The sequence below is a fragment of the Cohnella sp. WQ 127256 genome, assembly GCF_024519285.1.
Lineage (GTDB): Bacteria > Bacillota > Bacilli > Paenibacillales > Paenibacillaceae > Cohnella.
The window spans coordinates 25,802-39,953 of record NZ_JAMZCY010000009.1 but is presented as its reverse complement, the minus strand read 5'-3'; the positions used below and the strand labels follow the sequence as shown (position 1 = coordinate 39,953).

General features: G+C 46.4%; 13 protein-coding genes. All 13 read left to right on the top strand.

Annotation, left to right across the window (positions count from 1 at the left end; all coding sequences use genetic code 11):
* Window positions 1-52: 52 nt before the first annotated feature.
* Window positions 53-1,309, top strand: coding sequence for a competence/damage-inducible protein A (locus tag M1K58_RS23350; protein ID WP_256761304.1), 1,257 nt, complete (start codon window positions 53-55; stop codon window positions 1,307-1,309).
* A gap of 652 nt (window positions 1,310-1,961) precedes the next feature.
* Window positions 1,962-3,023 (top strand): recombinase RecA, encoded by a 1,062-nt coding sequence (recA, locus tag M1K58_RS23345; RefSeq protein WP_306220660.1) that lies wholly within the window; start codon window positions 1,962-1,964, stop codon window positions 3,021-3,023.
* A gap of 92 nt (window positions 3,024-3,115) precedes the next feature.
* Window positions 3,116-4,084 (top strand): regulatory protein RecX, encoded by a 969-nt coding sequence (locus tag M1K58_RS23340; protein ID WP_256761303.1) that lies wholly within the window; start codon window positions 3,116-3,118, stop codon window positions 4,082-4,084.
* A gap of 252 nt (window positions 4,085-4,336) precedes the next feature.
* A complete protein-coding gene (gene rny, locus M1K58_RS23335) occupies window positions 4,337-5,881 on the top strand; it encodes a ribonuclease Y (protein WP_256761302.1) in 1,545 nt (514 codons plus the stop codon).
* Window positions 5,882-5,985: 104 nt separating this feature from the next.
* Entirely contained in the window at window positions 5,986-6,780 is a 795-nt protein-coding gene (locus M1K58_RS23330; protein WP_256761301.1) for a TIGR00282 family metallophosphoesterase, read from the top strand.
* Window positions 6,781-6,945: 165 nt separating this feature from the next.
* The gene (locus M1K58_RS23325) at window positions 6,946-7,206 is read left to right on the top strand and encodes a stage V sporulation protein S (RefSeq protein ID WP_155701341.1); all 261 of its coding nucleotides are present in this window, start codon (window positions 6,946-6,948) and stop codon (window positions 7,204-7,206) included.
* A gap of 58 nt (window positions 7,207-7,264) precedes the next feature.
* Window positions 7,265-8,290, top strand: coding sequence for a dipeptidase (locus tag M1K58_RS23320; RefSeq protein ID WP_256761300.1), 1,026 nt, complete (start codon window positions 7,265-7,267; stop codon window positions 8,288-8,290).
* Between the two features lie 181 nt (window positions 8,291-8,471).
* Window positions 8,472-10,208 (top strand): 2-oxoacid:acceptor oxidoreductase subunit alpha, encoded by a 1,737-nt coding sequence (locus M1K58_RS23315; RefSeq protein ID WP_256761299.1) that lies wholly within the window; start codon window positions 8,472-8,474, stop codon window positions 10,206-10,208.
* Between the two features lies 1 nt (window position 10,209).
* Complete coding sequence (locus M1K58_RS23310; RefSeq protein WP_256761298.1) at window positions 10,210-11,076, top strand: 2-oxoacid:ferredoxin oxidoreductase subunit beta; 867 nt, start codon at window positions 10,210-10,212, stop codon at window positions 11,074-11,076.
* A gap of 215 nt (window positions 11,077-11,291) precedes the next feature.
* Entirely contained in the window at window positions 11,292-11,675 is a 384-nt protein-coding gene (locus M1K58_RS23305; RefSeq protein ID WP_256761297.1) for a GntR family transcriptional regulator, read from the top strand.
* The gene (locus M1K58_RS23300; protein ID WP_256761296.1) at window positions 11,672-12,538 is read left to right on the top strand and encodes an ABC transporter ATP-binding protein; all 867 of its coding nucleotides are present in this window, start codon (window positions 11,672-11,674) and stop codon (window positions 12,536-12,538) included. The genes M1K58_RS23305 and M1K58_RS23300 overlap by 4 nt, the downstream gene beginning before the upstream one ends.
* Window positions 12,528-13,172: an ABC-2 transporter permease gene (locus M1K58_RS23295; protein ID WP_256761295.1), complete on the top strand. Its 645-nt coding sequence runs from the start codon at window positions 12,528-12,530 to the stop codon at window positions 13,170-13,172. Before M1K58_RS23300 ends, M1K58_RS23295 begins: the two co-directional genes overlap by 11 nt.
* A gap of 162 nt (window positions 13,173-13,334) precedes the next feature.
* Window positions 13,335-13,904, top strand: coding sequence for a phosphate propanoyltransferase (gene pduL, locus M1K58_RS23290; RefSeq protein ID WP_256761590.1), 570 nt, complete (start codon window positions 13,335-13,337; stop codon window positions 13,902-13,904).
* Window positions 13,905-14,152: the final 248 nt, after the last annotated feature.

Here is a 14,152-nt window from a genome sequence, read left to right as displayed (position 1 = left end):
CTGCGAATTTGTTTGCTGGCTGAATAGAACATAACGAGGTGCGGTACATCGTATGAGAGCAGAGATTATTGCTGTCGGAACGGAGCTACTCCTCGGTCAAATCGTAAACACTAACGCCCAGTATCTGTCGCGCGGTTTGGCAGAGCTGGGCATTGATGTTTATTATCAGACTGTGGTGGGCGATAACAAGGAAAGATTGATTCAAGCGATCGATATTGCCCGAGGAAGGGCAGATCTTCTCGTGTTTACGGGTGGACTTGGTCCTACGCTCGATGATCTAACACGGGATGCGCTAGCTGAATACTTGGAGCGTGGGATTGAGTTACATGAGCCTACGATGACCAAGATTGTAAATATGTTTGCAAGCCGGGGCGGCGCTTTCGTGGAAAGTAATCGCCGACAGGCTTTGTTAGTTGCGGGCGCAGTACCTCTGCGCAACGATACGGGGCTTGCCGTCGGGAATGCTTTGAACGTGGACGGAACCTGTTATCTATTACTGCCGGGTCCGCCACGAGAAATGAAGCCGATGTTTGACAATGATGGTGCGACTTGGCTGAAGGATCAGCTGGGTCCAACGAAGACGCTGCATTCTGTGATGCTCAAATTTGCCGGCATCGGGGAATCAGGTCTTGAGGATTTGTTGATTGATCTCATTAGCGAGCAACAGGATCCCACAATCGCTCCCTACGCCAAAGAAGGTGAGGTCGCGATCCGTGTGTCCACAAAAGCTGCGGATGCTGAAGAAGCGGCTCGGAAGATGGAAGGTACGTTAACAGAAATTCGTGGCAGGACTTTGTCCTATTTGTTCGCGGAAGAAGATGTACCCATCGAAGCAACGATTGTACGTACGTTGACAGAGCAACAGCGGACATTGACGTTAGCTGAGAGCTGTACAGGCGGCATGGTATCTGAGCTCATTACGACGATTCCAGGAAGCGCGGTAGTGTTCCTAGGTGGAGTTGTCACATATAGCAACGGTATGAAGGTGCGTCAGCTTGGGGTGCCAGAGGCCTTGTTAGAAGGACCAGATGCACCTGGTGCGATTAGTGCGGAGACTGCGATCGCGATGGCGGAAGGTATGCGTGCTGCTGCTGACTCTGACTTTGCAGTGTCTATTACGGGGAATGCAGGTCCGGCCGGAGCAGAAGGAAAGCCTGTCGGCCTTGTGTACATCGGCCTAGCCGAACGGGGTCGAGACACTCTTGTGCAGAAGCTGGAGTTGTCAGGTGATAGAGAAGGCATCCGAATACGTGCTGCGAAGCGGGCGCTTTATATGCTCTGGCTATCTTTGACTGGGCGTAGTTCGTAGTTGAGTTGTGTGACGACGAGTCTCCCTTTTATCCACTATCCCCTTCGCTCAGGTGGGGTTGACGGGTAGGGAAGGTGCAACTAACTTCGTTCCATATGTTCACTATCCCTTTCGCTCAGGTGAGGGGGATAGGTAGAGGTATAGTGGAGGCAGCTAACTTCGTTCCATATGTTCACTATCCCCTTCGCTCAGGTAGGGTTGACGAGGTAGGAAGTTAATTGCGTACTAAATTAATCCATTAAGACTCACAACATGGCGTTCATGGGTTATATGCGAGTTCCGTCGATACTGCAGAGAATAGAATATTATTAATCTCTCATTCTGAACTCACTGAGTGAAGGGGATAGTGGTCATAAGAGAAACATTCAGTGGGGGATTGGCGAGTCCGCTGATGAGTGTTTTTTTCACTAGTTTACTGGCTGTGTGATGAGAGGGAATTTCGCTATTTTGTGACAAAAAAATGTCTATCCTTGTCATTTTATTAGAGTTGTGATAAGGTTTAATAGAAAGTTGCGGAAGAACCGTGGCGAAGATATCACTTTGCTGCGGTTCTTTTTTCGAATAATAATCGAACAAATGTTCTCAAAAAGCTTGGCAAACACATAAAAACACGGTATGATAAAACTATTAAAAAGATAAGGATGTGGGTGTGTTGTCAGATCGTCGCGCCGCATTAGACATGGCCTTGCGCCAGATTGAGAAGCAATTCGGTAAAGGCTCGATAATGAAATTAGGAGAAAATCCGCAGTTAGCTGTTGAAACAGTTTCTAGTGGGATTCTAGCGTTGGATATTGCATTAGGAATAGGCGGATATCCGCGTGGTAGAATCATCGAAGTATATGGTCCGGAATCATCCGGTAAAACGACCGTTTCCCTTCATGCGATTGCCGAAGTGCAACGCGCTGGTGGAACCGCGGCATTCATCGATGCTGAGCATGCGTTGGATCCGGTTTATGCGAGAAATCTTGGAGTGAATATTGATGAATTGTTGCTCTCTCAGCCTGATACGGGAGAACAAGCTTTAGAAATCGCTGAAGCACTTGTACGTAGTGGTGCTGTCGATATTATCGTTGTTGACTCCGTCGCTGCACTCGTACCGAAAGCGGAAATCGAGGGCGACATGGGGGATTCTTTCGTCGGATTGCAAGCTCGTCTGATGTCGCAAGCGATGCGTAAGCTTTCTGGCGCAGTCAGTAAGTCGAAATGCTTAGCTATCTTCATCAACCAATTGCGTGAGAAGATTGGCGTTATGTTCGGTAATCCGGAGACAACTCCGGGTGGACGTGCCTTGAAATTCTATGCAAGTATTCGGTTGGACGTCCGTCGTGTTGAAGCAATCAAGCAAGGCAATGACGTTGTAGGTAACCGTACGAAGATCAAAGTTGTTAAGAACAAGGTGGCGCCTCCGTTTAAGCAAGCGGATGTCGATATCATGTATGGCGAAGGAATCTCGAAATACGGTAGCATTATCGATATCGGTGCGGAGCAAGACATCGTCCAGAAGAGTGGCGCATGGTTTTCTTACAATAGCGAACGATTGGGCCAAGGTCGGGAGAATGCGAAGCAATACTTGAAGGATAATCCAGTCATTTCTGATACGATTGAGAAGCAAATCCGTGATACGTTACTTTCTTCGTCGGCAACAGCTGCAGCGAGTTCAGCTGCACAAGCTTCCAACGATGAAGATGACACGGAGTTTGGTGAAGACGAATAAGAGAATAGCCATTAACGATAATGAATAGTGATCCACTAAGGCGGCATATTTTGCCGCTCTTTGTGTTTTTATGGAATGGGGGGCTGACTGAGGTGTACAAACCGAGACGTGCGGATAAGAGCAGGGGCTGGGGAGGAAACCGCGGAACTACAGGAAATAACCGGGTGACGTCCGACGGTATGCGCGAGACGGAAGAAAAGATGTCTCCTGACTTACCTTGTCTTGGTGCGGTCGTAATTGCGATAGAGTCGCATCCCAAGAAGCCGCATATGTACCGAATTGCGTTAAAGCTAGATTTAGATGAGTCAGCATTGGAAGACCACGGTGGTGTAGGCGAGGACGATCTTGATAGTGGTGAAGAGCCACATCGATCTATGGACTGGAATGATGAGGTAGATGCACTCATAGCCAGAGCCCAAACCGTTCGCAGTGAGAATGAAGCTTTTATTACCGTTCATGAGGATACGCTTGTAAGCTGGCGTTTGCTGAAAGGACGCCAATTATCCGCGGAAGAATACGAAACACTTAAGCAGGATGAACAAATAGAGGAAGCCTACCGGTCTGCTCTATGGATGCTGGAACGCAAATCAAGGACGGCTGCAGAGTTATCTATGGCACTAAAACGCAAAGGGTACGTCCCAGAGGTCGTGGGGGCGTGTCTGGAACGTTTGCAAACTCGTAGGATGATAGATGACACTGTCTACGCCAAGCGCTTTACAGAGCAACGTGCGGTCGGACAGCGCAAAGGCCGGATGCTCATCAGACAGGAGCTATTGCAACGAGGAATAGCACGGGAAGATGTTGAACAAGCAATCGGAGAACTGGACGGACAAGTGGAACAGGATTCAGCTCTCGCTTTAGCACGTAAAAGGTGGCCTAATATAAAAGGGAATGATAGGGAGCGCAAACAGAAGCTGATGGCGATGCTCATGCGTCGAGGGTTTCCAGGGCCAGTCGTAAGAATGGCGGTACAGCAGGTTGCAACGGAATCGGGACAACAGGAATTGGATTCAGAATTCGGCGAGAATGACACTTATGATTCAGAATATATGGAAGATTAGTGGGAAGCGAAAGCGATGTGTTTGAGTTAGCAAAGAACCTTGCTTGACAATCTAATTTAGCAAAAGATAAAATGATTTTGTATTCAATCTTCCCAACTGACCGTTTTTTCCTTCCAAAAAGCGATTCAGTACTTGTTATTTCGACCCATTATGCTTTGTTCACATGTAATCAAACGGTTTGAAAACCGGAAAATCAAATGAATAGTGTCCCCAAGCAGTTGCCTTGGTGATGCAACGAGGAGGTGAAAGATCATGATAGATTCATGGATCTGGATCTTGATCATTCTCGTTGTTGGCGTCCTTTGCGTTGGAATCGGTTATATCACTCGCAAGTCCATTGCGGAAGCCAAAATCTCTAGTGCCGAAGCAGCTGCCATTCAAATTGTCGAAGCTGCCAAGAAAGAAGCGGAAGCTGTACGCAAAGAAACGGTGCTGGAAGCCAAAGACGAGGTGCACAAGCTCCGTAACGAAGCGGAACGTGATATTCGCGAACGCCGCAACGAAGTTCAACGCCTAGAAAGGCGACTATTGCAAAAAGAAGAGTCGCTGGATCGCAAGCTTGAAGCTTTGGAACGTAAAGAGGAGCAAGTCGCTAACAAAGAGAAACGAATCGAAGAGATTCAAGATCAGATCGAATCGCTGCATAAGCAGCAAATGGATGAATTGGAGCGTATTTCTAACCTGTCAACAGAAGATGCTAAGCAGATGATTCTGTCGAATGTGGAACAAGAGGTGCGTCATGAAACTGCACAATTGATCAAGGAAATCGAGCAACGCGCGAAAGAAGAAGGCGACAAGAAAGCGCGTGATATCATTTCACTAGCGATTCAACGTTGTGCTGCGGATCACGTAGCAGAAACGACGGTTTCCGTCGTGACGTTGCCTAATGAAGAGATGAAGGGACGTATTATCGGACGTGAAGGCCGTAATATTCGTGCTCTTGAAACATTAACGGGTATTGACCTTATTATCGATGATACTCCGGAAGCGGTTATATTGTCGGGCTTTGATCCGATTCGCCGAGAAATTGCACGGACATCCCTTGAGAAGTTGGTTGCAGATGGACGGATTCACCCAGCTCGTATCGAGGAAATGGTGGAGAAGTCTCGCAAAGAAGTCGACGAAAGAATTCGCGAGTATGGCGAGCAAGCCACTTTCGAAGTGGGTGTGCATGGTCTACATCCGGATTTAATCAAAATTCTAGGTCGCCTGAAATTCCGGACGAGCTACGGCCAGAACGTGTTGAAGCATTCGATGGAAGTCGCCTATTTAACCGGCCTCATGGCAGGAGAATTAGGAGAAGACATCACCCTTGCGAAACGCGCAGGTTTACTTCATGATATCGGCAAAGCGCTCGACCACGAAGTGGAAGGCTCGCATGTCGAGATCGGCGTGGAGTTGGGCAAGAAATACAAAGAACATCCAGTTGTCATCAACAGTATTGCGTCCCATCACGGCGACGTGGAAGCAACATCAGTTATCGCAATGCTCGTAGGCGCAGCAGATGCACTCAGTGCTGCTCGTCCAGGCGCACGCCGCGAAACATTGGAGACATACATCCGCCGGCTCGAGAAGCTGGAGGCAATCTCCGAATCGTTCGAGGGCGTCGAGAAATCGTACGCGATTCAAGCCGGACGCGAAGTTCGTGTCATGGTTCAACCAGAGAAGATTGACGATACTGAGGCGTTCCGTTTAGCCCGGGATATTACGAAGAAAATCGAGGGTGAATTGGATTATCCAGGTCACATCAAGGTTACCGTTATTCGTGAAACCCGTGCCGTCGAATACGCCAAATAATTTATGGAATGCAAGAAAGGTTGAGAAGTGGCTGCGGATCATGCAGCCACTTTTCCCTTTTTTAACCTATTAGACGCATGGATTAGAAAGAGAGTTGAAGATGGATGAAAGTCGTGTTTATCGGAGATATTGTGGGGAATGTGGGTAGGGACACAGTTAAGCGGTTACTGCCATGGATCAATGGTAAATATAATCCTCATATCATTATTGCTAATGGTGAGAATGCAGCTGGCGGTCGTGGGATTACGACATCGATCGCTAGGGAGCTGTTCGAATGGGGGGTGCACGGAATTACAATGGGTAACCATACGTGGGACAATCGTGAAATATTTGAATTTATAGATGATGAGCCGCGGATAGTACGCCCATCCAATTTACCACATGGCACACCCGGTCGTGGCAGCATGATCGTGAGAGGGAATGGCAAAGAGCTTGGAGTGGTAAACCTCATTGGACGAACGTTCCTGCCACCAGCAGAATGTCCATTCCGAGTTGCAGATGAAGAGATTGAGGAGCTTCACCGTCATACGAAGTGTGTGCTCGTTGACTTTCACGCGGAAGCGACAAGCGAGAAAATCGCCATGGGCTGGCATTTGGATGGCTATGCATCATTGGTTGTCGGTACGCATACGCATGTTCAGACGAACGATGCTCGAATTTTGCCGGAAGGTACAGCGTACTTAACGGATGCAGGTATGACTGGACCACGTGATGGGGTTCTAGGTATGGATAAGGAAGTTGTCCTGCGTCGCTTTATTACCGGAATGCCTGGTAGATTCACTGTTTCAGATGGAAAATGGACACTAAATGGTGTATTCGTAGACATTGATGAAGCGACAGGGAAGGCTGTTAAGATTCAAACCATCACTGTTAACGAGGATTCTTGGATCGCTGAATAGTAATAATCTGATTAGCCGGACACTTTCATGATCGTCACTTGAGGAAAAGAAGGAATTATTATCTGGGCTACCGAATAAGTATGCCTTAGTGGGCCCATCCTTTGATTTCTGTAATTTCCCGATGCAACCGAACCTAGTGGGTTGTCATAAGAGGAGGTAATGGTCATGGAAGTATTGAAGGTTTCAGCAAAGTCCAATCCAAACTCCGTAGCAGGCGCACTAGCAGGTGTTCTTCGTGAACGTGGAACAGCCGAACTACAAGCCATTGGTGCCGGAGCACTCAATCAAGCGGTTAAAGCGGTCGCAATCGCTCGTGGATTCGTAGCGCCGAGCGGAGTAGACCTGATCTGCATCCCGGCTTTTACGGATATTGTGATCGATGGAGAAGACCGGACAGCAATTAAACTTATTGTTGAACCCAGGTAACAACACTGCATGAACACTATTGACCTGTTTCAGGATGATAATCGGGAGTGGCGTGGCAATGTCGCGGCTCGATTTCATCGATGTCACAGGTTTTTTTGTGCCGTTTATAGTGAATGATGAATTTCAGAGGGGGATTCATAAAGTGAATACAGTCGATTTGCATATCGATGTGCTCTGCAAGCTACTGGAACATCCCGGCTCTAACTGGGGAACGGGGCATGTGGATGGAATATTCGATGCCACACCTGAGAGATTGAGACAAGGTGGAGTAAAGTTGCAAGTGTTCGCTTTGTATTTGCCAGATACGGTTGCTTTGAATCCGGAATCCCTCTTCCACGCAGCAGAGTTATTCTGGAGTAAGGTGTTAACGGTAAAGGGAATGAAACTTATTCGCAGAGCGGGCGATATCGAAACAGCTATGCGCGAGGAGAAAATCGGCGCTTTGCTTTCCTTAGAGGGAGCGGATGGACTTCAAAATAACCTATGGGCGCTACACCTTTTGTATCGATTAGGTCTACGTTTACTAGGTCCGACATGGAACCATGCGAATTGGGCATGTGATGGGGCAATGGAGCCGCGAGGTGCTGGGTTCACGAAAGCGGGGAAACAGCTCGTTGCGGAATGTGAAGCTCTAGGAATCCTTGTGGATGTTTCCCATTTATCGGATCGGGGGTTCTGGGATGTGGCGGAACGTGCTGGGCGTCCTTTTTTTGCATCACATTCTAATGCCCGTACGATTAAGGATCATCCACGTAACTTAACGGATCAACAAATTCAGGCCATCATCTCTGCAAAAGGGATCATTGGGCTCACCTTTGTTCCATGGTTCGTTACAGCACCAGAGCCGGCCACGATAGATGATGTTCTTCGTCATGTCGAGCATGTGTGTGTGCTAGGTGGAGCAGAGCATATCGCATTCGGATCAGATTTCGATGGAATATCACGCCATGTGCAGGGACTTGAGCATCCAGGTAAATACCCAGATTTAATTGATGCTTTGTTGAAGCGCTATTCCGAAACGGTCGTTAAAAATATGATCGGAGAAAACGCTACCAATTTTTTTATGAAAAATCTATCTAATTGAATTGTTCGAATACCATTAATCTCAATTCGGCATTGATCTGATCTCAAAGTACTATGCATTGCTTACACGAATATGACTTGCAATTTACGTTCGTTAAACATAATATTTATATGATATAAAAATATTATAGGTTGAAATTGTCGATAAATGACGAACCGGAGATTAAGAGGAGATGGGCACTGTGATCAGTCAACTGTCATGGAAAATTGGCGGCCAGCAAGGTGAGGGCGTGGAAAGTACCGATCGTATTTTCTCTACTGCGCTGAACCGGCTGGGCTATTACCTGTATGGGTACCGACATTTTTCCTCGCGGATTAAAGGCGGACACACGAACAACAAAATCCGCATCAGCACGAAGCCGATTCGCGCGATATCCGATGACCTGGACATTCTAGTTGCATTCGACCAGGAGAGCATCGATTTAAACGCAAGTGAGCTTCGACCGGGCGGAGTTGTTGTCGCGGATGCGAAATTCTCGCCGACGATCCCAGAAGGCGTGCAAGCACGGCTATTTGCAGTCCCGATTACAGCAATTGCAGAAGAGCTAGGCACTTCCCTCATGAAAAATATGGTCGCCTCAGGTGCTTCTTGGGGACTACTTGGTCTGCCCATGGAAGTATTCAATAAAGCGGTTGAAGAAGAATTCGGACGCAAAGGCCCAGCTATAGTAGAGAAGAACGTGGAAGCGGTTCGCCGTGGAGCGGAATTCGTGCTAGAACAAGCGGGTGGCCCGCTGGACGACTTCAAGCTAGAGGATGCAGATGGCAAGCAAAAGCTGTTTATGATCGGTAATGAAGCGATGGCGCTAGGTTGTGTTGCCGCTGGGTGTCGTCTCATGGCTGCCTACCCGATTACTCCGGCTTCTGAAATAATGGAATATTTGATTAAGAAGCTTCCTAAGTTCGGCGGAACTGTCGTTCAAACGGAAGATGAGATTGCTGCAGTAACGATGGCGATCGGTGCCAACTATGGCGGCGTTCGTACGATGACTGCGTCCGCTGGTCCAGGCCTTGCATTAATGATGGAAGCCATCGGTCTTTCCGGAATGACGGAAACACCTCTTGTCATCGTAGATACGCAACGTGGTGGTCCATCTACAGGCTTGCCAACGAAGCAAGAGCAATCCGACATCAATGCGTTAATCTATGGTACTCATGGTGAAATCCCTAAATTGGTCGTCGCGCCGAGCACGATCGAAGAATGCTTTTACGATATGATTGAAGGCTTTAACATTTCGGAGCAGTACCAGATTCCGGTTATTATCGCTACGGATTTGCAATTGTCTCTCGGTAAACAAACCTCTGATGCGCTCGATTACGACAAAATCGTGATCAATCGCGGCAAGCTGCTTACAGGTGATTTGCCTCCGAACGAGGACAACCGTCTGTTCAAGAGATATGAGTGGACGGAAGATGGCGTATCTCCACGTGTAATCCCAGGGATGAAGAACGGCATTCACCACGTCACTGGGGTTGAGCATGACCAAGAAGGTAGGCCTTCAGAGAATGCTCTGAATCGAGAGAAAATGATGGACAAACGTCTAGGCAAAATCAGCCAGCTTCGCGTGACAAATGCGATTAAAGCGGATGCGCCAAACGAGAATCCAGATATCCTTATTATTGCGATGGGATCGACAGGCGGAACGATTGAGGAAGCTCGTACTCGTTTAACGGCTGATGGAATCACAACGAATCAGATTATGGTCCGTCAAATGCATCCATTCCCTAGCGAAATGCTGCAGCCGCATCTTGAAGCTGCGAAGCAAATTGTCGTGATGGAAAACAATGCAACGGGTCAATTGTCTAACCTGATTAAACAGAATATCGGCTATCACCATAAAATACGTAATTTGTTGAAGTATGATGGAACTCCGTTCCTGCCTTCGGAAATTCACAAAGCCTGCAAGGAGCTGAACTAAGATGGCTACATTTAAAGAGTTTCGCAACAATGTAAAGCCGAACTGGTGCCCAGGCTGTGGGGACTTTTCCGTACAGGCGGCGATACAGCGTGCGGCAGCAAACGTCGGTTTGGAGCCGGAGCAATTAGCGGTTATTTCGGGAATTGGCTGTTCAGGCCGGATTTCCGGTTATATTAATGCCTATGGTCTTCATGGTATTCACGGCCGTTCGCTACCGATTGCCCAAGGTGTGAAGCTCGCAAACCGTGAGTTAACTGTTATCGCTTCTGGTGGTGATGGCGATGGCTTCGCAATCGGTATGGGTCATACCGTACATGCGATTCGTCGTAACCTAGACATTACTTATATCGTTATGGATAACCAAATTTATGGGTTGACCAAAGGTCAGACGTCCCCGCGTAGCGCGGAAGGCTTCAAGACCAAGTCAACACCAGAAGGCTCGATCGAGACAACGTTATCACCTCTTGAGATCGCTTTGTCCGCAGGTGCAACCTTCGTTGCCCAGTCGTTCTCTAGTGATCTGAAGCAGCTGACATCGTTAATCGAGCAAGGCTTGAATCACAAGGGCTTTTCTCTCATTAACGTATTCAGTCCTTGCGTCACGTTCAACAAAATCAACACTTATGATTGGTTTAAGGAAAACATCGTGAACCTGGAGCAGTTCCCGGATTATGATCCTTCCAACCGTATCGCGGCGATGACTAAGATCATGGAGACGAACGGTATGCTTACCGGTCTAATCTACCAGAACAAAGAGCGCAAGTCTTACGAGCAATTAGCAGTCGGCTTCAAGGAGCAAGGGCTCGCGAAGCAAGATCTGCAGCTGTCCCGTGAAGACTTTGATAAGCTGTTGACGGAATTCAAATAAGCACTTGTTACATGAAAAGGAACAGCGGAGCTGACGAATGAGCGGTTCCCGTTTCGATGAAGAGGCTAACCAGGTCGATCTGGTTGGCCTCTTTTTTTGTATGTTCTTTTGCATTTTCCTTGAATTTTATAGAGTGATCGATTATATTAATGGTGTGCATAGTGTGTATGGTGTGTATCTATGTAATACACAGATGATTATAGTGAGGTATCTTAGTGAAAATAATCATTAAAAATAGTTCGGATCAACCTTTATATCAGCAAATTAAAGATCAGATTAAGGCTGCGATTTTACGCAATGAATTAGCGGAGGGTGAACTGCTTCCTTCCATTCGTTCATTAGCAAATGATTTACAGGTGAGTGTTCTGACGACGAAACGTGTATATACCGAGCTAGAAGCAGAAGGTTTTATTACAACGAAAGCTGGTAAAGGTTCTTATGTAGCAACTGAGAGTCAGGAGCTGCTAGCGGAATCCAAGCGATACATGGTGGAATCCAAGCTAACGGAAGTATGGGAGATGGCTCGAGAATTAGGAATTAATAAAGATGAACTCTATTCCATGATGGATTTACTTTTTGAGGAGGATGAGCAAGCATGAACAATATTTTAGAGTTAACAGATCTATCTAAGGAGCTTGATCACTTTAGGTTGAATAAGGTTAGTTTTTCACTTATGGAAGGCTGCATCACAGGTTTTATTGGCGTTAACGGTTCTGGCAAGACAACAACGATCAAAACAATTCTAGGTCTCATTCTCAAAGATGGGGGAAGCATTAAATTGTTTGGCAAGGAAATGACTGAACATGAACGGGACCTGAAAAATCGGATAGGCGTAGTATTGGATGAGGGTTATTTCTATGACGATATGACGTTGAAGGAAATGAAAAATATTATTTCTCCCGCCTATAAGAGTTGGGACGAAGATGTATTTGTAAGCTATATCAAACGATTTAACCTCAGTCTAAATCAGAAGATCTCGACGTTATCAAAAGGAATGCGGATGAAATATGCCATTACTTTAGCGCTGTCACATCATGCTGATTTGTTGATTATGGATGAGCCAACAAGTGGTCTGGATCCCCTAGTGCGAAGTGAGCTTATGGATTTGCTATTAGAATTCATGAAAGAGGAAGGGAAGACGGTATTCTTCTCCACTCATATGACTTCGGACTTGGATAAAATAGCGGACATGCTCATATTAATCGATGACGGAAAAATTTTACTTAGCGAGGAAAAGGATCAGTTGTTAGATACTCATGCAATTGTTAAGGGAGACAATAAATTACTAAATGAACAGACAAGAAAATTATTTCTAGTTCTACGCGAAACGGCATACGGATTTGAAGGTGTTACTTCGAAAAAATCCAGTGTTCATCAACAAATGAGTGATGTATTGATCGAAAAGCCAACGATTGAAGATATTATGTTAGCATATATAGGAGGCTCTAAGGATGCTATTTAATCTGGTGATAAAAGATTTTATAATCGCAAAAAAGTACTTAGTATTCATGCTAGTATTTGCAATAGTGGGACCCATCTTCATTACTTCGAAATTGGAGTTGAACAACGGCGGGTTTATAAGCTTTGTTGTAACTGCTCTATATTCGCTCTATATATTGTTCAATACGGTATCCATGTCAGAAGACAAATACAAAGGTTCAGCACTTCTATGTGCGACTCCATACACTCGATCCTCATTAGTGAAGGCCAAATATCTCTTTATCTGTGTCCTTTTTATTTGTAGCGTTGCAGTCTATACAATGGTTTCGTATATCGTGCCGGAATTGCTAGGAAGATTGAATATCACGAATATCGGGTTAGCGTTCTTGATTGTTACTGTATTTTTTGGAATATTAATTCCGGTACAGTTTCGGTTTGGATTCGAGAAAACGAAGTTCATCGCATTCATAGTGGTATTTCTGACCCCTTTTATATTCCCGCCGATTGTAGAGTGGTTGGAATCTAATCCATCTTTGAATGTCACGTTTTCTTTACCTCAAATGCTCAGGGGATGGCTTCCTTTTGTATTAACGCTATTAATTGGCCTAGTTTCAATGAATATATCGATACGAATCTACTCTAGAAAGAATCTATAACCCAAATATGCAGCTTTGGCGTGAAGACTTTGACAAACTGTTGACGGAATGCAAATAAGCATACTTTTTAAGAGGCTCACGGGTTTGTCCCGTGCGCCTCTTGCGTTATACTGAAGGTAGGAAAACAAAGGAAAGGTTGTGTTGTCCATGACTACATCCGAGATGAAAAGAATACCCGTTGGTGTGTCTGCGCGTCACATTCACTTAGCGCAGGAGCATGTAGAAATATTATTTGGTGCCGGATCGAATTTAACAGAGTTTAAACCGTTATCGCAGCCAGGACAATTCGCTGCAAATGAAACGGTTGCTGTATATGGTCCGAAGGGTTCATTCCCTAAAGTACGAATTTTAGGTCCTGCTCGTAAGGCAACTCAGCTTGAAGTGTCGCGTACGGATGCTTTCGCATTAGGTCTTAAGCCGCCACTGCGAGAATCCGGTAGCATCGACGATACTCCAGGTATTCGCATTGTAGGCCCAGTCGGCGAAGTGACAGTGGACAAGGGTGTCATCGTAGCCGCTCGCCATATTCATTTTCACACTACTGACGCCGAGCGTTGGGGTATCGCAGACAAGCAGATGCTCAAAGTACGCGTAGGTGGCGATCGTGGTGTCGTGTTCGAGCAAGTGTTAGCACGCGTATCCGACCAATTCGCTCTAGACATGCATATCGACACAGACGAAGGCAACGCCGCGAACGTAAACACCGGTGACTTTGGCGAGATTGTGGAGTAATAAGTTTACCGCATCATAGCGATCAGAGACAACTCGATGGGGTTTGGAGCCCCCGCAAAGTAATCGGAATATGCATCGACAGCATAAGCTTCACTTTGTGGGGAGTAGTAGCGGCATAGTACCGCCCCAATTTTCGCATTACTATCCCGTTTGAAGCTGCAACACGCTTCCTGTGCAATGGCTAGAGATGCTTGTTCATGATATAATACGAAGGTTAATATGTGCCTCTATACTTAGCGGAATAGATT